The sequence below is a fragment of the Streptomyces sp. NPDC002324 genome (genome assembly GCF_053593335.1).
In genome coordinates this window covers 63026-82794 of the sequence record NZ_JBSFCF010000012.1, presented here as the reverse complement: position 1 = coordinate 82794, position 19769 = coordinate 63026, and the positions used below count along the sequence as shown (strand labels likewise).

The following is a 19769-nucleotide window of genomic DNA, read 5'->3' as shown; positions in this document are numbered from 1 at the left end:
AACCACGGCGTCCACCGGAGTGCGGGGCCCCTTCACGTCTGAAAGGATCACCGTATGCTCGCTCGGCTCCGGTCGCTCACGACACGATGGACCGATGTCGTCCCGGTGGCCGCGGTCGTCCTGCTCGCTCTCAGCTGGGGACGTGATCTGCCCCCTGCGGCCGTCGCCCTGGTGACCCTGGTGCTCGCGGGCGCCGTACTGGCCGCCGTGCACCATGCCGAGGTCGTCGCACACCGGGTCGGGGAACCGTTCGGCTCCCTCGTCCTCGCCGTCGCCGTCACGATCATCGAGGTCGCCCTGATCGTCACCCTGATGCTCGACGGCGGTGACAAGAGCGCGACCCTCGCCCGCGACACCGTCTTCGCCGCCGTGATGATCACCTGTAACGGCATCGTGGGCATCTGTCTGCTCGTCGCCTCACTGCGCCACGGACTCGCGGTCTTCAACCCGGAGGGCACCGGCGCCGCGCTCGCCACGGTCGCGACGCTGGCCACGCTCAGCCTCGTGCTCCCGACCTTCACCACCAGCAAGCCGGGCCCGGAGTTCTCCACGGCGCAACTCACCTTCGCCGCGCTGTCCTCACTGGCTCTGTACGGCCTGTTCGTCGCGACGCAGACCGTGCGCCACCGGGACTACTTCCTGCCCATCACCCGGCTGGGCGAGGTGATCGCCGAGGACGACCACGCCGAGGCTCCGTCGGCCCGCACCGCCAAGATCAGCCTCGGCATGCTCGGTCTCGCACTCGTCGGTGTGGTCGGCCTGGCGAAGGGGGTCTCGCCCACCATCGAGTCCGGTGTCGACGCCGCGGGCCTGCCGCACGCCGTCGTGGGTGTGGTCATCGCGCTGCTGGTGCTGCTGCCCGAGACCATCGCAGCCCTGCGCGCGGCCCGCCGTGATCGCGTCCAGACCAGCCTCAACCTCGCCCTCGGCTCCGCCATGGCCAGCATCGGCCTGACCATCCCGGCCGTCGCCCTGGCCTCCGTCTGGCTCTCCGGCCCCCTCGTCCTCGGCCTCGGCGCCACCCACATGGTGCTGCTCGCCCTGACCGTCGTCGTGGCCTCGCTGACCGTCGTCCCCGGACGCGCGACACCCCTGCAGGGCGGGGTCCACCTGGTGCTGTTCGCGGCGTATCTGGAGCTGGCGGTCAACCCGTAGGCCGGTGCCGTCGCGCGGGGTGACGAGTACGGGACAGAGGTGCTCACCCCGCGGCGGCCTCCGCCTGCGCCGTCGCAGTCAGGGGCACCGGCCGGGTCTCCGGGAGCAGTGCGAAGCAGCCCAGACTCAGCACGGCGATCCCGGTCAGATACGCGCCCACGCCCCAGGGCACCCGCCCGCCCTGGGACACGGCGGTGGCCACGATCGGGGTCAGGGCACCGCCGAGCACCCCGCCGAGGTTGTAGCCGACGGCGGCGCCCGTGCAGCGCACCCGGGGTTCGTACAGCTCCGGCAGGTACGCGGCGATGACGGCGAACATCGTGACGAACGCGAGCATCGCCACGAGGAAGCCGAAGAAGATCAGCAGCGGCTCACCGGTCGCCAGCAACGCGACCATCGGGAACATCCACAGCACGGTGACACCGCAGCCGATCAGGCACATCGGGCGCCGCCCGTAGCGGTCGCCCAGCATCGCCGCCACCGGCGTCAGGGCGCCCTTCACCACCACGGCGCCCATGACACAGGTCAGCATGACCGTCCGGCTGACACCGAGCCGTTCGGTTCCGTACGCGAGGGACCAGGTCGTCACCGCGTAGAACACCGCGTACCCGATCGCGAGCGCCCCGGCCGTCAGCAGGACGAGCCGCCAGTGGCCGCGTACGACCTCGGCGAACGGCACGCGCGCGGGCTCGTCGATCCCCAGGAACTGCGGACTCTCCGTGAGCGACGACCGCAGCCACAGTCCCGCCACGGCCAGGACGCCCGCCGCCCAGAACGGCACCCGCCACCCCCAGGCGGCGAACTGGGCCTCCGTCAGAGTCGCCGACAGCGCCAGCATCACGCCGTTGGCCAGCAGGAACCCCACCGCCGGGCCGACCTGGGGAAAGCTCGACCACAGTCCGCGCCGGTCGGCCGGCGCGTGCTCCGCCGTCAGCAGCACCGCCCCGCCCCACTCCCCGCCCAGCCCGAGCCCCTGGAGGAAGCGGAGCACGAGAAGGAGGAAGGGGGCCATCACACCGATGGAGTCGAACGTGGGGACGCAGCCGACGGCCACGGTCGCGCCTCCGGTCAGCAGCAGCGAGGCGACGAGGACCGGCCGCCGCCCGCGCCGGTCCCCGATGTGCCCGAACAGCACCGAACCGAGCGGCCGCGCCACGAACCCGACCCCGAACGTGGCGAAGGCCGCGAGGGTCCCCGCCAGGGGCGAGAACGTCGGGAAGAACAGCGGCCCCAGGACGAGCGCCGCCGCCGTCCCGTAGACGAAGAAGTCGTAGAACTCGATGGCCGTCCCGGCGAGCGAGGCGGACGCGAGGCGCAGCATGGACGGCGTTTTCACGGTGCGTGCTGGTTGCATGCCGCGTCAACTACCCACGGTGACGGGCGGTTACGGGGGCGTGCGGAGGCTCGTGCGAGGTCACTGTGCCCCGGGAGGCGTCAACCGGCCTCAGTACGTCACGGTGATGCGCCGGGCGGGACCGTCCACCCGGACCACGCCCCCGTAGGGGATGACGACCTGCGGATCGGTGTGCCCGAGATCGACGTCGAAGACGATCGTGGTGTCGGGGGCGTACGTCCGCATGGCGCGCAGGACGGCCTCCCGCTGTCCGGCCGTGTAACGGGCCGCCTCGTCCGGGGTGGTGGGCCGTTCCAGGGACCACGCCTTGGGACGTCCCATCAGGAGCGCGGAGAACCGGTGGAGCAGGCCGCGTTCGCCCATGTTCCGCAGGGTGCGGAAGACCTCCTCGGCGCTGGGCAGATCCTCCGAGGTCTCCAGGAAGAGCACCCCGCCGTCGAACACGGACAGGTCGCGCGGCACCTCGCGGTCGGCCATCAGCAGCCAGCCCAGGATCTCCAGACAGCCGCCCCAACTCCGGCCCTCCACCACGCGGTCGGCGTTCACCCAGGTCCATCCGGTGCCGGGCACGGTCTCCGGCTCCGCGTCGAAGGCCGCCGGGTCGGCCCAGTCACGGTCGATGTCGTTGAAGCGTTCCGCCGGCCGCAGTTCGTAGGGCCCGGAGGTGAACAGGGCGGCGCGCAGGGATTCCGCGGTCAGCGGGTCCATGGCGACGGACCTGCCGAGCGCGGTCATGACGGTGCCGCCGTGGTATCCGACGATTCTGGTGGAGTGGAGGAAGGCCAACAGATTGGTGTTGTCGCTCAGTCCGAAGAACGGCTTGGGATTGGCCCGCAGCAACTCCCGTTCGAGCAGCGGCAGTACGGTGATCTGGTCGTCACCCCCGATCGACGTGAACACCGCCTTGATGTCCGGGTCGGCGAAGGCGGCGTGGATGTCGTCGGCCCGCTGCCGCGGTGTGGCGCCCATCTTCCGGGTCGTCGGGTACTCGACCGGTTCGAGACCGTACTCCTCGCGCAGCCGCCGCAGGCCGAGTTCGAAGGGGCGCGGGAAGAGTTCGGGCAGGCCGGCGCCGGGCGAGAGGACGGCGACACGGTCACCGGGGGAGGGCTTCGGAGGATACGCGGGCGTGGTCATGCGGGGAGGGTACGGCTTCCTGCCGCATCGTTTCACCGTGATAAACCGGGGTCGAGCAGCGGCCCCGACGGCCGCCCACCCCGAAGGACCGGAGGAACCGTGCCCCGCAGCCTGGCCCACGCCCCGATCATGATTCTCAACGGCCCCAACCTGAACCTCCTGGGGCAGCGCCAGCCCGAGATCTACGGCTCCGACACACTCGCCGACGTCGAGGCGATGTGCGCCGAGGCGGCGGCCGCGCACGGGGGCACGGTGGACTTCCGGCAGTCCAACCACGAGGGCGAACTGGTCGACTGGATCCATGAGGCACGGCTCCACCACAGCGGCATCGTCATCAACCCCGGCGCCTACTCGCACACCTCCGTGGCGATCCTCGACGCGCTCAACACCTGTGACGGGCTGCCCGTGCTGGAGGTGCACATCTCCAACATCCACCAGCGGGAGACGTTCCGGCACCACTCGTACGTCTCCCTGCGCGCCGACGGGGTCATCGCCGGCTGCGGGGTGCAGGGCTATGTGTTCGGCGTGGAGCGGGTCGCCGCGCTGGCGGGGGCGGGGAAGGCGGAGGCGTAGGGCTCCGTCGTCCGGGGGTGCGCGGTCGGGCCGGGACCGGTCCGACCGGCGAGGCGGACGGTAATGCCCGATCTCCAGGCGGCCGCCCCTTACACCCGCCCTCTACACCCGCCCCTGACACCAGCCCTCTACACCCGCCCTCTACACCCGCCCCTGACACCAGCCCTCTACACCCGCCCCTTGCACCCGCCCGTCACAGACGGCCCGCCTCCACGATCCGGCGCAGGAACTGCCGCGTGCGTTCTTCACGTGGGTCGCCGAAGACCTGCTCCGCCGTGCCGCGTTCCAGCACCACACCTCCGTCCAGGAAGCAGACCTGGTCGGCGACATCGCGTGCGAAGCCCATCTCGTGAGTGGCCAGCACCATCGTCATGCCGTCGGACTTCAGGTCGCGGACGACGTTCAGGACCTCGCCCACCAGCTCCGGGTCGAGGGCAGCGGTGATCTCGTCGAGCAGCAGCAGCCGGGGGCGTACGGCCAGGGCGCGCACGATCGCGACGCGCTGCTGCTGACCTCCGCTGAGCCGGTCGGGATACGCGCCCGCCTTCCCGTTCAGCCCGAGCCGGTCCAGGAGCCCATGGGCCCGTTCCTCGGCGTCCGCACGGCCCACGCCGTGCACCCGGCGCGGGGCGAGGGTGATGTTGTCCAGCACCGTCATGTGCGGGAACAGGTTGTACGACTGGAAGACCACGCCGATGCGGCGGCGTACCGCGTCCTGGTCGGCGCGCGGGTCGGTGATCTCCTCGCCGTCCAGCCAGATCGCCCCGTCGTCGATGTCCTCCAGGAGGTTGGCGCAGCGCAGCAGGGTCGACTTACCGGAACCGGAGGCGCCGATCAGCGCGGTGACGGTGTGCGGGGCGACCTCCAGGTCGACGTCGCGCAGCACGACCGAGCCGCCGAAGGTCTTGCGCACGGACTCCATCCGCAGCACGGGAGACGCCTCGGGGGCGTGCGCGGTCTGTCGGGTGTCGCTCATGTCGTCCCTCCCTGCGCCCGCTGCCGGTCCATCCGGGCCGTGACCCAGTCGGTGAAGCGGGTCATGGGGATGGTCAGGGCGACGAAGACCAGTCCCGCGACGATGTACGGCGTGTAGTTGAGGCTGCGGCCCACGATGATGTCGGCGGCGCGTACGGCGTCGATCGCGCCGCCGATGGAGACCAGCCCGGTGTCCTTCTGCAGCGACACCAGGTCGTTGAGGAGGGGCGGCACCTGGCGGCGTACCGCCTGGGGGAGCACCACGTGCCGCAGTGCCTGCCGGTTGGTGAGGCCCAGCGAGCGGGCCGCCGCACGCTGCGAGGGGTGCACGGACTCGATGCCGGCCCGGAACACCTCGGCGACGTACGCCGAATACGTGAGCGTCAGCGCGGTGCCGCCGAGCAGCACCGGATCGACGGTCACGCCCTGGAGCCTGAGCGCCGGGACGCCCAGCACCACGATCATCAGGTTGATGATCAGCGGCAGACCGCGGAAGAAGTCGGTGTACGCGGCGGCGAGCGCCCGCAGGGGGAAGAACACCGGGCCGCGCAGGGTGCGGGCGACGGCGATCAGCATGCCGAGGACCAGGACGGCGACGCCGCAGACCAGCAGCAGCCGGACGTTGAGCCACAACCCTTCGAGCACCTTCGGGAACGCCTCGCGCGCGTACTCGGCGCTGAAGAACGTCTCCTTGGTGCGCGCCCAACCGGGAGCGTTGACCACGACCAGATAGAGAACGACGGCCGTGGCCAGGGTCGACAGGGCGGCTATGCCGGTGGCGCGGCGGGCCCGGTCGCGCTTGTAGCGCTCCCGGTCGAGTCGTCGCGGTGAGGGGACGTAGCCGTCGTCCTCGCCGGGCATGCCGTCGTCGTCGGCGTCCCCCTGCCCGGACTCCTGCTTGACGACCGTCACTTGAGCACCGGGGCGTCGACGGCTTCGGACAGCCACTGCCGCTCGATCTTCGCCAGCGTGCCGTCCTCGCGCAGCGCGTCCACGGCGGACGTCACGCAGGACGTGAGGGCACTGCCCTTGTCGAGGACGAGCCCGAACTGCTCGGGGGTGCCGCCCTGGTTCTCGAACTGGCCGACGATCTTCGCGTCCGTCACCTCGGCGGCCGTGATGTAGAACGCGGTCGGCAGGTCGACCACGATGGCGTCGATCTGGCCGTTCTTCAGAGCGGACTTGGCCTGGTCGTTCTTCGCGTACGCGGCGGCGTCCCGGGCCGGCTTCACCACGTCGTCGATGTAGTTGAGGCTGGTGGTGCCGACCTGGGCGCCCAGGTGCAGTTTCCTGAGGTCCGCGATGCTCGTGGCCTTCGCGGCAGCGGAGCCCTTCAGCGCCACGACGGCCTGGCGCACGTCGTAGTAGCCCGACGAGAAGTCCACGGCCTTCTTGCGCTCGTCGCTGATCGAGACCTGGTTGATGTCGAAGTCGAAGGTCTTCTCCCCCGGCGCGAACGCCTTGTTGAAGGGCACGCTCTGCCAGACGACGTCTGCCTTCGCGTAGCCGAGCTGCTCGGCCACGGCGTACGCGACCGCCGACTCGAAGCCCTTGCCGTTCTTCGGGTCGTCGTTCGTGAACCAGGGTTCGTAGGCCGGTTCGTCGGTGGCGACGGTCAGTTTGCCGGAGGTCTTCGTGTCCAACCCGCCCTTGGCGCAGGACGCCCCGGACGCCGAGGCGGAGGCCGAGCCGGAGGCATTTTCCTCCGGCTGCGGGGCACAGCCCACCGCGACGGTGGCGAGCAGGGCGGCTATGGCGGCGGAGACGGCACGGCGCGGGGAGCGCGCGGCTCGCGGGACAGGAAGCATGGCGTGAGATTGACAGCGCGACGTCCTGTTTGTCGAGGTCACGTGGGTAACTGTCCGCATTCTGGGAACGTGTGTTGCATTCCTGTGAATGCTGGGCGGGGCCGCCGGCCGAGGGCGGGGATGGGTGGCCGGCGGCCCATCCGCGCGGGAGCCGTCATCCCGTGCGGACCTGCTTCCAGTGGACTACGCCACGGCGTACGCCGGGAGCGCGCGCGGGACGTCGGAGTGTGCGTTCGATTCACACGGGGCGCGCGCGGGCGAACTCGCGCCCCCTGTCGGCCGCCTCACCAACTGTCTTACAGCACAGGCCAGTTCACCATCCCCGCGCGTGCCGCTCCGACGGGTGCGGGCGCTTCGCGCCGTGGAGCCGACCGGCGAACGCCTCCGGGTCCTTGCGGGTGTTGCCCACGCGGACGTCGAAGTCGGGCGTCGCGGTCACTGCTCGGCCGCCTCTCGGGCGATCTCGTCGAACACATCGCCTCGGACAGCGCCTTCGCGGCCGACAGCGGGCGCACCATCACCGTGAAGTCGTCGATCTTTCCGTGCTCGTCGAAGTGCAGGAAGTCGCAGCTCGCGAAGGGGTTCGACGCGACGGTCGCCAACTTCTGGATGACGACACCTCAGCAGCTCTACAGAGAGCTGGAGTGCATGGAGACCGGGGGGTTGATCACGGCCCGGGTCGTCGAGCAGGAGCGTCGCCCCGACAAACGACTGTTCTCGTCGACGGAAGCCGGGCGGCGGGCTGTGCGCGCCTGCACGGCGGCGTCTCCGAGCCGGCCCGTGGTCATCCGGGACGAGTTGCCGGTCAAGGTGCGATGCGCGGACGCGGGGGACATCGAGGCGGTGCGGGCGGCCGTCGCCGAGCGCATGGAATGGGCCACGGCCAAGCCGGCCCGCTACGAAAAAATCCGCCGGCGTCTGCTCGCCGGGCGCTCGGAGGAGGCTTGCTTCACCGAGGCCGAGCGCATCGGTCCGTACCTCACCCAGCTGCGCGGGATGGCGTTCGAGCGGGAGAACCTCGCCTGGGGAGACGTGGCGCTGCGTCGACTCGAACAGCGTGCGGCCGCTGATACTCCGTAGAGTGACCGGATGGGGTGCGTCTACCGGTCCGCCCGGCCGACGGTGACCCGTCCCTGGGCGGTCCCACGCAGATCAGCCGATCACCAGCCGCGGGCTCGCCACTCAGCCAGGTGCGGCCTCTCGGCCCCGAGTGTCGTGTCGTTCCCGTGGCCCGGATAGATCCACGTCTCGTCAGGCAACGGGCCGAACACCTTCTCCTCCAGCCCGTCCATCAGACTCGTGAACTCCACCGGGTCCGTTGTCCTGCCGGGACCCCCCGGGAAGAGGCAGTCCCCGGTGAACACATGCGGATGCCCGTGCGGGTCGTCGTAGACCAGGGCGATCGAACCCGGCGTGTGGCCCACCAGGTGGCGCGCGGTGAGCTCCACGCGTCCGACCCGGATCGTGTCGCCGTCGCCGACGGGTACGTCGGTCGCCACCGGGATGCCCTCGGCGTCGTCCCGGCCCGCGTACGTACGGGCGCCGGTGGCCGCCACGACCTCGGCGAGCGCCTGCCAGTGGTCCCCGTGCCGATGCGTCGTGACGACCGAGGCGATCCCGTCGTCCCCGATCAGGGTGAGCAGGGTTCCGGCGTCGTTGGCGGCGTCGATCAGCATCTGCTCGTCGGTGGCGCGGCAGCGCAGCAGGTACGCGTTGTTGTCCATCGGGCCGACGGCGACCTTGGAGATCATCACGTCCCGCAGCTCGTGCACATCCGCAGGGCCGCCGACCTTCACCGCTCCGCTGTACGTCATGGTGGCAGCCTATAGCGGGGGCAGCGGCGGGAGGGCCCCTCCTTCGGCGCGCAGCGCGGTACCGTCGCGGCGGCCCGCGAGCCAGCCCAGGAGGGCCGGCGCGGTGCCGGTCACCGTCACCCCGGAACCGGAAGCGGCGCTACCGGTGGTCCACGCGTGCGTGCCGTCCGTCAGGCGGGTGTGCGGCACATCGGGATGCCCCACGAAGCGGTCGACGAGGAAGCCGATCTCCCGCTCAACGAACTCCCGCGGAAGATCCTCCAGCTCGTACCCGATGCCGAGGTCCACGTGATGGAGCTCCACCTCGATCCAGCGCCGGAAGGGCAACCGGGACGCGGAGTCCGTGACCCCGTTGCGCAGCTCGATCGTGCGGGCCGGGTCCGCAGGGAGCGAGGCGGCCTCCTGGAACCGGTCCGCGCTGTCACGCACGTCGGCGAGCTGCGCCTTCAGTGGCCGCGGCGCGTCCCGCGCGATGTCGAGGTCCCGGGCCTCCCCGGAGGCGTACATGGGGCGCCCTTCGAGCGCGTTCACCAGCGCGTCCGCGTTGCGGGCGAGATGGGCGAGGACGTGACCCCGGCTCCAGCCGGGCAGTCGTGACGCGTCGGTCACAGCGGCGTCGTCCAGCCGGGCGGCTGCGGTGAGGAGCCGGTCCGTCGCTTCTCGTACAGAGGCCAGGTCACGTGCGTGATCCATCATGCCGCCGACCCTAACCCCGCCACACCTTCGGGTGAAGCGGTCCGGCCACGCCCGTAAATCGAATGCGCGTGCTATATGGTCGGGTGCGGCGTCGGGCATGCTGGAAGGCCCGGGATTGTTCTGGAACGGGGAAACAGGACCGGCGTTGTCAGTGGCTCCCCCTAGTCTGTGAAGACGGGGGCTCCGGCCCCTGTCATTCACTCAAGAAAGGTGCGGACCGGCGTGGCCGACCGTCTCATCGTCCGTGGCGCGCGCGAGCACAACCTGAAGAACGTCTCGCTCGACCTGCCACGCGACTCGCTCATCGTCTTCACGGGCCTGTCGGGGTCGGGCAAGTCCTCGCTGGCCTTCGACACGATCTTCGCCGAGGGGCAGCGCCGGTACGTCGAGTCGCTCTCCTCCTACGCCCGGCAGTTCCTCGGGCAGATGGACAAACCGGACGTCGACTTCATCGAGGGTCTGTCCCCGGCGGTCTCCATCGACCAGAAGTCGACCTCGCGCAACCCGCGCTCGACGGTCGGCACGATCACCGAGGTCTACGACTACCTGCGGCTGCTCTTCGCGCGCATCGGCAAGCCGCACTGTCCCGAGTGCGGCCGCCCGATCTCCCGCCAGTCGCCGCAGGCCATCGTCGACCGGGTGCTGGAGCTTCCCGAGGGCAGCCGCTTCCAGGTCCTCTCACCGCTGGTGCGCGAGCGCAAGGGTGAGTTCGTCGACCTCTTCGCGGACCTCCAGACCAAGGGGTACAGCCGCGCGCGGGTGGACGGCGAGACCGTCCAGCTCTCCAACCCGCCCACACTGAAGAAGCAGGAGAAGCACACCATCGAGGTGGTCGTCGACCGCCTGACGGTGAAGGACTCCGCCAAGCGCCGCCTCACCGACTCCGTGGAAACCGCCCTCGGCCTCTCCGGCGGCATGGTCGTGCTCGACTTCGTCGACCTCCCCGAGGACGACCCCGAGCGCGAGCGCATGTTCTCGGAGCACCTGTACTGCCCGTACGACGACCTGTCCTTCGAGGAGCTGGAGCCCCGCTCCTTCTCCTTCAACTCGCCCTTCGGCGCCTGCCCCGACTGCTCCGGCATCGGCACGCGCATGGAGGTCGACCCCGAGCTGATCGTCCCCGACGAGGACAAGTCGCTCGACGAGGGCGCCATCCACCCCTGGTCCCACGGCCACACCAAGGACTACTTCGGCCGCCTCATCGGAGCCCTCGCGGACGCGTTGGGATTCCGGACCGACATCCCCTTCGCCGGACTCCCGCAGCGCGCGAGGAAGGCCCTGCTGTACGGCCACAAGACGCAGATCGAGGTGCGCTACCGCAACCGGTACGGGCGCGAGCGGGTCTACACGACAGCCTTCGAGGGTGCCGTCCCCTTCGTGAAGCGACGCCACGGCGAGGCCGAGAGCGACGCCAGCCGTGAGCGCTTCGAGGGCTACATGCGCGAGGTGCCCTGCCCCACCTGCGAGGGCACCCGACTGAAGCCGATCGTCCTCGCGGTCACGGTCATGGAGAAGTCGATCGCCGAGGTCGCCGCCATGTCCATCAGCGACTGCGCCGACTTCCTGGGCGAGCTGAAGCTCAACACCCGCGACAAGAAGATCGCCGAGCGCGTCCTGAAGGAGGTCAACGAACGGCTGAGGTTCCTGGTCGACGTCGGCCTCGACTACCTCTCGCTGAACCGCGCGGCCGGCACGCTCTCCGGTGGCGAGGCCCAGCGCATCCGTCTGGCCACCCAGATCGGCTCCGGTCTCGTCGGCGTCCTCTACGTCCTCGACGAGCCCTCCATCGGTCTGCACCAGCGCGACAACCACCGGCTCATCGAGACCCTGGTCCGGCTGCGCGACATGGGCAACACGCTCATCGTCGTCGAGCACGACGAGGACACCATCAAGATGGCCGACTGGATCGTCGACATCGGTCCCGGCGCGGGCGAGCACGGCGGCAACGTCGTGCACAGCGGCTCCCTGAAGGAGCTGCTCGACAACGCGGAGTCGCAGACCGGGCAGTACCTCTCGGGCCGGAAGGCCATCCCGCTGCCCGACATCCGCCGCCCGCTCGACCCGAGCCGCCGGCTCACCGTGCACGGCGCCCGGGAGAACAACCTCCAGGACATCGACGTCTCGTTCCCCCTGGGCGTCTTCACGGCCGTCACCGGTGTGTCCGGCTCCGGCAAGTCCACGCTGGTCAACGACATCCTGTACACGCACCTGGCCCGCGAGCTGAACGGCGCCAGGAACGTGCCCGGCCGGCACACGCGCGTGGACGGCGACGACCTGGTCGACAAGGTCGTGCACGTCGACCAGTCGCCCATCGGCCGTACGCCCCGGTCCAACCCGGCGACGTACACCGGCGTCTTCGACCACGTCCGCAAGCTGTTCGCCGAGACCACCGAGGCGAAGGTCCGTGGCTATCTGCCCGGCCGCTTCTCCTTCAACGTCAAGGGCGGCCGCTGCGAGAACTGCGCGGGCGACGGCACCATCAAGATCGAGATGAACTTCCTCCCGGACGTCTACGTCCCGTGCGAGGTCTGCCACGGCGCCCGGTACAACCGGGAGACCCTGGAGGTCCACTACAAGGGCAAGTCCATCGCCGACGTACTGAACATGCCGATCGAGGAGGCCACGGACTTCTTCGAGGCCGTCCCCGCGATCGCACGTCACCTCAGGACGCTGAAGGACGTCGGCCTCGGCTACGTCCGCCTCGGGCAGTCCGCGACCACGTTGTCCGGCGGTGAGGCGCAGCGCGTCAAGCTCGCCAGCGAGCTGCAGCGCCGTTCCACCGGACGCACGGTCTACGTCCTGGACGAGCCGACCACCGGACTGCACTTCGAGGACATCAGCAAGCTCCTCAAGGTGCTCTCGGGCCTGGTCGACAAGGGCAACACGGTCATCGTCATCGAGCACAACCTCGACGTCATCAAGACCGCCGACTGGGTCGTGGACATGGGACCCGAGGGCGGCGCCGGCGGTGGCCTCGTGATCGCCGAGGGCACGCCCGAGGAGGTCGCCGGGGTGCCGGCCAGCCACACGGGCAAGTTCCTGCGGGAGATCCTGGGCGCCGACCGGATCAGCGACGCGGCCCAGGTGAAGGCCCCGCGCAAGGCCGCGGCCAAGCGGACGGTCGCCGCCGGGGCGCCCGCGAAGAAGACGGCGACGGCCCGGACGGCCACGGCGGCCACCGCCAAGAAGGCCGCCCCCGCCAAGAAGGCCGCCACCGCCACGAAGAAGGCGGCCACGGCCGCCAAGAAGGCCGCCCCCGCCAAGAGGACCACGCGGGCCCGCGAGGAGTGAGGCGCGTCCGCGGCGCCTGACCGACAGGTCCGCCGAAATCCGGAAAAGTGCGGTGGCCCGCGGGAACTCCCCGCGGGCCACCGCACGTTCTTCCCTCAACCGCCCTGGCCCTGTGGCCGGTCAGCCCTCCCGCACCTCGGGCGCCCGGTCCGGTGCGGTGGTGCGAGGGCGCCTCCCAGCAGCTGCACACCCTGTACGTTCGACGGGTGAGCGACAACGAGTTGGCCGCCTTCCTGCGCAGCCGCCGCGAGGCCATGACCCCGGCCGAGGCGGGACTGCCCGCCGGCCCCCGCCGCCACGCACCCGGCCTGCGCCGCGCCGAGCTGGCCACCCTCGCCGGGATCAGCGTCGAGTACCTCACCCGGCTGGAACAGGGCCGCGACCACACCCCCACCTCTCAAGTGCTCGGCGCCCTCGCGGACGCGCTGTGCCTGCCCGTGCCGGACCGGGTCCTGCTGCGCCGACTGGCCAGGGAGACCGGCGACGACAGGACGGTCCGCCCGGCGGCCGCTCCACCGGCCCGGACCGTACGCCCCACCGTCCGGGCCCTCCTCGACCGGCTGGAGCCCACCCCGGCCGTGCTCCTCAACTGGCTCGGCGACATCGTGGCCCACACCTCCGGCTACGAGCGCCTCGCCCGCCCGCTCGGTCTGCTCGACGGCGACCCGCCCAACGTCACGCGGTATCTGTTCACCGACGAGCGGGCCCGCACGGTGTATCCGGGCTGGGAGCGGCTCGCCGACGAACAGGTCGCCCATCTGCGCCACGAGGCCCCGCCGCACGACCCGTATGTCGCCGCCCTGACCGACGAGTTGACGGTCACCGCGGGAGCCAGGTTCACCTTGCGGCTGAAGGGCGTACCGGCCATGCCGATGCGCAACGGCACGGATCTCGTCGAGCATCCGCAGGCGGGACGGCTGCGCCTGGCGTACGAGACGCTCGCGCTGCCGGACGACGGGCAGCGCCTCGTGGTCCATCTCCCGGCCGACAAGGCCACGGCCACCGCCCTCGAACTCCTCGACAGCCGTGAGCCGGGGGCGCTGCGCGCGGTCGGCGGCTGACCACGCGAACGTTTCAGAGCCCGCGGGCACCGCGGGCGAAAACGCCGACCGGCCCGGACAGGACACCCTCGCGCGAAGGGCAGGGCCCTAGACCTCGCCCACCTCCGCCGCGTACGGCGGCTCGGCGCCCGCCCGGGAGCAGGTGATCGCCGCCGCGCGGGCGGCGAAGCGGAGCAAGCGGGTCCACTCGTCGGTGCCGAGGGCGGTGAGAGCCCCGGCGGAGAGGGCGTCCCGCGTCGACAGGCCGTGGAGGAGGGCCGCGTTGACCGTGTCGCCGGCGCCGATGGTGTCCACGACGTCGACCTTCTCGCCCGGTACGGAGTGTTCCTCGCCGGCGCGGGTGTGGACGGTCAGGCCGTCACCGCCGCGGGTGACCACGACCGCGGCGGGTCCGGAGTCCAGCCACCGGCGCGGGGTGCCGCCCAGCCACCGCGCGTCCTCCTCGGAGAGCTTGAGCAGCGACACCGAGGGCAGCCAGCTTTTGAAGCGGGCCCGGTAGGCGTCCGCGTCGGGAATCAGCCCCGCCCGGATGTTGGGGTCGAGGGCGGTGAACACACCCCGGGCGGCGGTGGCGTGCAGCAGCTTCTCGTAGGCGCTCGCGCCGGGCTCCAGGACGAGTGAGCAGGTCCCGAAGGAGACGGCCCGGGTGCCCGGGGGCAGCCGGTCGGGGGTCTCGAACAGGCGGTCGGCGCTGCCCTCGACGTAGAAGGAGTACCGGGCGGAGCCGCCCTCGCCGATCGAGGCCAGGGCGAGGGTCGTCGGTTCGGGCCCGCGCTGCACGGACGTCACCTCCACGCCCGCGGCGCGCAGGCCGTCCAGCAGGGCCTCGCCGTAGGCGTCGTGGGACACCCGCGAGCAGAAGGCGGTGGGGGAGCCGAGACGGCCGAGCGCCACGGCCGTGTTGTAGGGGCCGCCGCCGCGCGCCGGCCGCAGATCCACGAGCGCGCCCGCACCCTGCGGGACCAGGTCGATCAGGGCTTCACCGGCGACGACGATCACGAGGCGGATCCTTTCTCGGGGGCTGTCGGCCGGAAAGTATCGCAAAGGCGTGCGCACCATGACGGACGGTCGTCCCGGCGCGGGCCCCGTGCCTCCCGGCCGTCACTCCCAGTCCCAGCCGATGCCCACGACCCCCGTCCGCACGCGTGGTTCGACGAGGTGGACCGAGCGGTGCGGGCCACTCAGAGGAAGGATCTGCCGGCCGCCGCGGGGGGCCGCGGGGGAGTGCTGGCTGAAGCGGTGGCAGCGCAGGGGCAGGGCGCGTTCGTCGAAGCGGACCTGGAGGGCGTACTGGCCGCCCGGGGAGCGGAAGCCACGGACGTACTCGGTGCACACACCGGCCGTGCCGTCGTCGAAGCCGTAACGGAAGAGGTAGGTGTCACCGCTGCGCAGCCGGGTGTCGAAGAGGAGTTCGGCGACGAGGACGCCGGTCTCCCGGTCCCACCGCACCCTGCCGCTGCGGCAGTTCTCCAGGGCGCGGACGGCCATCCGCTCCGGCGCGCAGCCCGGGTCGCCGTGATGGACGGCCACATAGCGGTCCACGCCGTCCTTGTGGGCGCGCACGATGTGCTGGGACTCGCGGCCCAGCAGCTCGCGACCCGCGCCGACCCGGACCCGCTCGTGATGGCCGACGGTGTGGACACCGCCGTCGAGCGGCACCCGCAGTTCGCCGAGGAGGCGCTCCAGGACGTCGGAGGCCTCCACGACCGAGCGGTACGAGCGGCCGGCGGGGCGCTCCGGGCCGGGGTGGTCGTCGGCCCGGGCGAGCAGCCGGATCAGGGACTCGTCCGGGAGCTGGAGGATCTCCTCCAGGGCCCGCACGGCCCGCAGGGACTCGGGACGCTGGGGACGCCGGGCGCCCTGCTGCCAGTAACTGAGACTGGTGACACCGACCTTGACCCCGTAGCGCGAGAGGTGGTGCTGCACGCGCTGCAGCGGCAGGCCACGGGCGGCGATCGCGGCGCGCAGCGCGACATGGAAGGGGCCGCCCCGCAGGACCGACTCCAACTCCGCCGTGGCGACGTCCGTGACCGTCGCGACGTCCGCGTGCTCTGTGGCGTGCCGCATGCAGAGACCTTTCTGTAGAAGAGAGCGCGACGGGTGGTCGGACCACGCGGGCCGAGGGGGCGTCCAGCGGATTCTCGGGGCCCGCGGGCCCGCGGGCCCCCGGCCCCCGCGGCCTGTCGGCGGCCGCCCGTCCGTCGGCGGCCGCCCGTCCGTCGGCGGCCGCCCGTCCGTCGCCGGCCGTCCGTCCGCACCCCCGTGCATACCTCCGTCCGCACCCCACGTGCGTACCTCTGTCCGCACCTCCGTCCGCGCATCCGTCCGTCCGCGCATCCGTAGGGAGGGCTCCATGCCCCGAGTTCCCCCGCATTGAAGCGTGTTGACCAGGTCCCGACAACACCTGATGCGTCACATGGCCGGACACCGTCGGCAAGATCCTCAACGCGCCAGGGGCCTCTGATCAGGCCCCAGCAGGTCCCGTAGCGCTCGCCCCGAGAGGTTCGACTTGTGCAGAAATCCCCGGGCGGGACTGGCGGCGACGAGTTCCTCGACGTCGTCCAGCGGGTGCGTGGAGGTCAGGATGATGACGGACGCGGCGGTGCGCGCGAGCCTCGGCGCGAGCTCCAGACCGCTCTCGCCGTCGAGGTCGATGTCCAGCAGGACGAGATCAGGGGCCAGTTCCAGGGCCCGTGCCAGCGCCTCCGCGCCTGTGCGGGCCACACCGACGACGCGGATCCCGTCGCGCTCCAGCAGCGTACGGGCAGCCTCCAGGAACCGGGCGCTGTCATCGACGAGGAGACAGCGCGTGGACATGCGCACAGCCTCCCAAGGCGGTCATGGACGCACATTCCGGCTAGCGGGAAAGAGTGGGCCCCGCCGCGCACCCTCAGGTGGAATGTGCCCACGTCCTGTGCCGTGACGACGGGTTCACTCTCACCCAGGGAATCGGGCGCGACACGAGGAGTAGCATGTCGCTGCCCTGGGGGCCGTACCCTCCGGTCAAGTGGGAGTGTGCGATGCAGAAACAGCGCCGGGACCTCGGGATACGTCCCGTCCGCCGTGCCCTGTTGTCGGGTTCGGCGGCGGCCGTCCTGCTCCTCGCCGGATGCAGCGGCGGTGACGGCGGCGGCCGGGTGGACGAGGAGGGCAAGGCGGCGGCCGACACGACCTGCGACGGACGGATCGAGGGCACCGCCCACATCACGATGTGGTTCCACGCCGGGCAGAGCGGAGAACAGAGCACGCTCAAGAGCCAGGTCAGGGAGTTCAACAGGTCCCAACGGCAGGTGCGGGTCGAACTGGTCACCCTGCCCGAACAGCGCCCGTACAACGAACTCGTCCTGTCCGCGGCGGCCAGCGGCGACCTGCCCGACCTGCTCGACTTCGACGGCCCGAACCTCTACAGCTACGCCTGGTCCGGCACCCTCAAGCCGATCGACTCCTGCGTACCCGCGAGGAGCCGCGAGGACCTGCTCCCCTCCATCCGCGAACAGGGCACGTACGACGACCGGTTGTGGGGCGTCGGCACGTTCGACTCCGGACTCGGCCTGTACGTACGGCCTTCGGTGCTCAGGAAGGCGGGCGTGCGCGTCCCGAAGGGCGTCGACGACGCCTGGACCGCCGACGAACTGACGCGGATCCTGCGCAAACTGCGCGCGCAGGGCTACGAGGCGCCGCTCGACCTGAACTTCACCGACTCGAAGCTCGCCGACGAGTGGAACACCTACGCCTTCGCACCGGCCGTGTGGTCGGCGGGCGGCGACCTCATCGACCCCGAGGAGTTCCGCACGGCCGACGGATTCCTCAACGGCCCGGAGGCCGTCGAGGCACTCACCACCATGCAGAGCTGGGTGAAGGAGGGCTATGTCGACAGGGACGAGAAGAAGGACAGGAGCGCGTTCGTGAAGGGCCGCAGCCCCATCTCCTGGATGGGGCACTGGAAGTACGGGGAGTTCAGCAAGGCCTACCCGGGCGACGTGGCGATCGTGCCGCTGCCCGACTTCGGCACGGGTACCGTCACCGGCATGGGCTCCTGGCAGTGGGGCATCCCCTCGGGGGGCGCCGACGGCGACGCGGTGTGGCGTTTCCTGGAGTATCTGCTGCGGCCCGAGCAGGTGGCGAGGATGAGCGAGGCCAACGGCGCGATCCCGGCGACGGAAGGGGGCGTGAAGCTGTCCCCGATGTACGACGAGGACGGCGCGGAGCGGCTGTTCATCGAGCAGCTGCGCAGCGGCGCCGCCCGGCCGCGGCCGCAGACCCCGGCGTACCCGGCGGTCACCGTCGCGTTCTCGCGGGCGGTCGCCGACATCGTCTTCTCCGGAGCACCCGTCGAGAAGACGCTGGACAAGGCGGTCGAGAGCATCGACCAGGACCTCGCGGCCCACGACGGATACCCGAAGAGCGGACCATGACCCGAGCCGCCGGACCCCGGCGCAGCACGCCCCGCGCGGCGGGCCGGCGCAGCACGGTGCGGCCGGCCCGGCGGGGTCCGGCGGCGCTCCTGCTCTGCATGGCCCTGCTGCTCGCGGGCTGCGAGGCGGGCGGGGACGGCGACGAGAACATCCGGCGGGCCTCCGACGTGACCTGCGACGGGCGGATCGACGCCCCCGCGCAGATCACCATGTGGTACCACCGGCCCTCGGCACGCGGCGAACTGGAGGCCCTGCGCGCCCAGGTGCGGGCCTTCAACACCGCCCAGGACGACGTGACCGTCCGGCTCGTCCACCATCCGAAGGGCGACCACGACGACCTGGTCCGCGAGGCGGCCGCCGACGGCGAACTGCCGGACCTGCTCGACTTCGACGCCCCGAAACTGTTCAGCCACGCCTGGGCCGGCGACCTCCGGCCGATCGACTCCTGCGTCCCGAAGTCCCTGCGCACCGACCTGTTGCCGTCCGTCCTCGAACAGGGCACCTATCGCGGCAGGCTGTGGGGCCTCGGCACGTTCGACTCCGGACTCGGCCTGTACGTACGGCCGTCGGTGCTGAAGAAGGCGGGCGTACGCATCCCGCGGGGCGTCGGCGACGCCTGGACCGCCGACGAGTTCACCGGCATCCTGAAGAAGCTGCGCGCCCACGGCCACGAGCGGCCGCTGGACCTCCAGCTGCAGTGGGCCGACACCGAGTGGGGGACGTACGGCTTCGCACCGGCGCTGTGGTCGGCGGGCGGCGACCTGATCGACCGCTCCACCTATCGAACGGCCGACGGTGTGCTCAACGGGCCGCGGTCGGTCCAGGCGCTGACCACGCTGCAGGGCTGGGTGAAGACGGGCTACGTGGACGAGAACAAGGACTTCGAGGCCTTCCAGAAGGGCAGAACCCCGGTGTCCTGGGCCGGTCACTGGTCGTACGGGCGCTACACCGAGGCCCACCCGGGCGACGTGGCGATCGTGGCGCTGCCCGACTTCGGCACGGGCAGCGCCACCGGCATGGGCTCCTGGCAGTGGGGCATCCCCGCGGGCCCGGCGGACGGCGACGCCGTGTGGCGGTTCCTGGACTTCCTGCTGCGCCCCGAGGAGATCCTGCGGATGACCGAGGCCAACGGGGCGATTCCCGCCACCGGAACCGCGATCGAGCGGACCGACGCCTTCGCCGAGGGCGGCCGCGCACGCCTCTACATAGAACAACTGCGCGCCGGGACCGCGCGTCCCCGGCCGCAGACCCCCGCCTATCCGGCGATCACCGAGGCCTTCTCCCACGCCTTCGCGAAGATCATGCGGGGAGGGGCCGTGCGCCCCGCGCTGGACGAGGCGGTGCGGGCCGTCGACCAGGATCTGGCGGACCACGGGCACTACCCCCCGACCGGACCGTGAGGCCCGGCCGTGCTCCGCCCACCGTCCCACGGACGTACCCCCGCCCCGCGCCCCACCGAGGTCCGCCGGACCGCCACGGGCGCGAGCACC

General features: G+C 71.3%; 18 protein-coding genes and 1 pseudogene. 7 read left to right on the top strand and 12 right to left on the bottom strand.

Going from position 1 to position 19769, the window contains the following annotated elements; translation table 11 throughout:
• The first annotated feature begins 54 nt into the window (after nucleotides 1-54).
• Nucleotides 55-1155 (top strand): calcium:proton antiporter, encoded by a 1101-nt coding sequence (locus ACWCRJ_RS18270; RefSeq protein WP_046919672.1) that lies wholly within the window; start codon nucleotides 55-57, stop codon nucleotides 1153-1155.
• Between the two features lie 43 nt (nucleotides 1156-1198).
• Here ACWCRJ_RS18270 and ACWCRJ_RS18265 read toward each other — a convergent pair whose 3' ends face one another.
• The gene (locus ACWCRJ_RS18265; protein ID WP_450940215.1) at nucleotides 1199-2476 is read right to left on the bottom strand and encodes an MFS transporter; all 1278 of its coding nucleotides are present in this window, start codon (nucleotides 2474-2476) and stop codon (nucleotides 1199-1201) included.
• Between the two features lie 123 nt (nucleotides 2477-2599).
• A complete protein-coding gene (locus tag ACWCRJ_RS18260) occupies nucleotides 2600-3646 on the bottom strand; it encodes a S66 family peptidase (protein ID WP_450940214.1) in 1047 nt (348 codons plus the stop codon).
• A 99-nt stretch (nucleotides 3647-3745) separates the two neighbouring features.
• Here ACWCRJ_RS18260 and aroQ point away from each other — a divergent pair, with 99 nt between their 5' ends.
• Complete coding sequence (gene aroQ / locus ACWCRJ_RS18255; protein ID WP_381202063.1) at nucleotides 3746-4219, top strand: type II 3-dehydroquinate dehydratase; 474 nt, start codon at nucleotides 3746-3748, stop codon at nucleotides 4217-4219.
• A 193-nt stretch (nucleotides 4220-4412) separates the two neighbouring features.
• On the opposite strand, the gene ACWCRJ_RS18250 is transcribed toward aroQ, so the two are convergent.
• From ACWCRJ_RS18250 to ACWCRJ_RS18230, 5 genes and pseudogenes are all read right to left on the bottom strand, one after another.
• Complete coding sequence (locus ACWCRJ_RS18250; RefSeq protein ID WP_450940213.1) at nucleotides 4413-5195, bottom strand: amino acid ABC transporter ATP-binding protein; 783 nt, start codon at nucleotides 5193-5195, stop codon at nucleotides 4413-4415.
• Nucleotides 5192-6106, bottom strand: a complete 915-nt coding sequence (locus tag ACWCRJ_RS18245) for an amino acid ABC transporter permease (protein ID WP_450940212.1) — start codon at nucleotides 6104-6106, stop codon at nucleotides 5192-5194. The genes ACWCRJ_RS18250 and ACWCRJ_RS18245 overlap by 4 nt, the downstream gene beginning before the upstream one ends.
• On the bottom strand, nucleotides 6103-7002 hold the full coding sequence (locus ACWCRJ_RS18240) for an ABC transporter substrate-binding protein (protein ID WP_450940211.1): 900 nt from the start codon (nucleotides 7000-7002) through the stop codon (nucleotides 6103-6105). The genes ACWCRJ_RS18245 and ACWCRJ_RS18240 overlap by 4 nt, the downstream gene beginning before the upstream one ends.
• Nucleotides 7003-7315: 313 nt before the next feature.
• A complete protein-coding gene (locus tag ACWCRJ_RS18235) occupies nucleotides 7316-7441 on the bottom strand; it encodes a hypothetical protein (protein ID WP_450940210.1) in 126 nt (41 codons plus the stop codon).
• Nucleotides 7438-7574 (bottom strand): annotated as a pseudogene (locus tag ACWCRJ_RS18230) (nuclear transport factor 2 family protein); the annotation flags it as partial. The pseudogene ACWCRJ_RS18230 and the gene ACWCRJ_RS18235, both read right to left, overlap by 4 nt.
• Between ACWCRJ_RS18230 and ACWCRJ_RS18225 the strand changes: the two are divergent.
• Nucleotides 7525-8082, top strand: a complete 558-nt coding sequence (locus ACWCRJ_RS18225; RefSeq protein WP_450940209.1) for a PadR family transcriptional regulator — start codon at nucleotides 7525-7527, stop codon at nucleotides 8080-8082. The pseudogene ACWCRJ_RS18230 and the gene ACWCRJ_RS18225 overlap by 50 nt on opposite strands.
• Before the next feature lie 80 nt (nucleotides 8083-8162).
• Here the strand turns inward: ACWCRJ_RS18225 and ACWCRJ_RS18220 are convergent, their stop codons facing one another.
• Both ACWCRJ_RS18220 and ACWCRJ_RS18215 read right to left on the bottom strand, forming a co-directional pair.
• Nucleotides 8163-8816 (bottom strand): MBL fold metallo-hydrolase, encoded by a 654-nt coding sequence (locus ACWCRJ_RS18220; protein WP_450940208.1) that lies wholly within the window; start codon nucleotides 8814-8816, stop codon nucleotides 8163-8165.
• 9 nt (nucleotides 8817-8825) lie between these two features.
• Nucleotides 8826-9512, bottom strand: coding sequence for a maleylpyruvate isomerase family mycothiol-dependent enzyme (locus ACWCRJ_RS18215; RefSeq protein ID WP_450940207.1), 687 nt, complete (start codon nucleotides 9510-9512; stop codon nucleotides 8826-8828).
• A 222-nt stretch (nucleotides 9513-9734) separates the two neighbouring features.
• Between ACWCRJ_RS18215 and uvrA the strand changes: the two genes are divergently transcribed.
• Both uvrA and ACWCRJ_RS18205 read left to right on the top strand, forming a co-directional pair.
• A complete protein-coding gene (gene uvrA, locus ACWCRJ_RS18210; RefSeq protein WP_450940206.1) occupies nucleotides 9735-12803 on the top strand; it encodes an excinuclease ABC subunit UvrA in 3069 nt (1022 codons plus the stop codon).
• A gap of 206 nt (nucleotides 12804-13009) precedes the next feature.
• Entirely contained in the window at nucleotides 13010-13864 is an 855-nt protein-coding gene (locus ACWCRJ_RS18205; RefSeq protein ID WP_450940205.1) for a helix-turn-helix domain-containing protein, read from the top strand.
• A gap of 87 nt (nucleotides 13865-13951) precedes the next feature.
• Here ACWCRJ_RS18205 and ACWCRJ_RS18200 read toward each other — a convergent pair whose 3' ends face one another.
• From ACWCRJ_RS18200 to ACWCRJ_RS18190, 3 genes are all read right to left on the bottom strand, one after another.
• Nucleotides 13952-14863: a carbohydrate kinase family protein gene (locus tag ACWCRJ_RS18200; RefSeq protein ID WP_450940204.1), complete on the bottom strand. Its 912-nt coding sequence runs from the start codon at nucleotides 14861-14863 to the stop codon at nucleotides 13952-13954.
• A gap of 102 nt (nucleotides 14864-14965) precedes the next feature.
• A complete protein-coding gene (locus tag ACWCRJ_RS18195; RefSeq protein ID WP_450940203.1) occupies nucleotides 14966-15931 on the bottom strand; it encodes a hypothetical protein in 966 nt (321 codons plus the stop codon).
• A gap of 375 nt (nucleotides 15932-16306) precedes the next feature.
• On the bottom strand, nucleotides 16307-16681 hold the full coding sequence (locus ACWCRJ_RS18190) for a response regulator (RefSeq protein ID WP_450940202.1): 375 nt from the start codon (nucleotides 16679-16681) through the stop codon (nucleotides 16307-16309).
• A gap of 203 nt (nucleotides 16682-16884) precedes the next feature.
• On the opposite strand from ACWCRJ_RS18190, the gene ACWCRJ_RS18185 reads away from it, so the two are divergent.
• Both ACWCRJ_RS18185 and ACWCRJ_RS18180 read left to right on the top strand, forming a co-directional pair.
• Entirely contained in the window at nucleotides 16885-18279 is a 1395-nt protein-coding gene (locus ACWCRJ_RS18185; RefSeq protein WP_450940201.1) for an ABC transporter substrate-binding protein, read from the top strand.
• A complete protein-coding gene (locus ACWCRJ_RS18180) occupies nucleotides 18276-19679 on the top strand; it encodes an ABC transporter substrate-binding protein (RefSeq protein ID WP_450940200.1) in 1404 nt (467 codons plus the stop codon). Before ACWCRJ_RS18185 ends, ACWCRJ_RS18180 begins: the two co-directional genes overlap by 4 nt.
• Nucleotides 19680-19769: the final 90 nt, after the last annotated feature.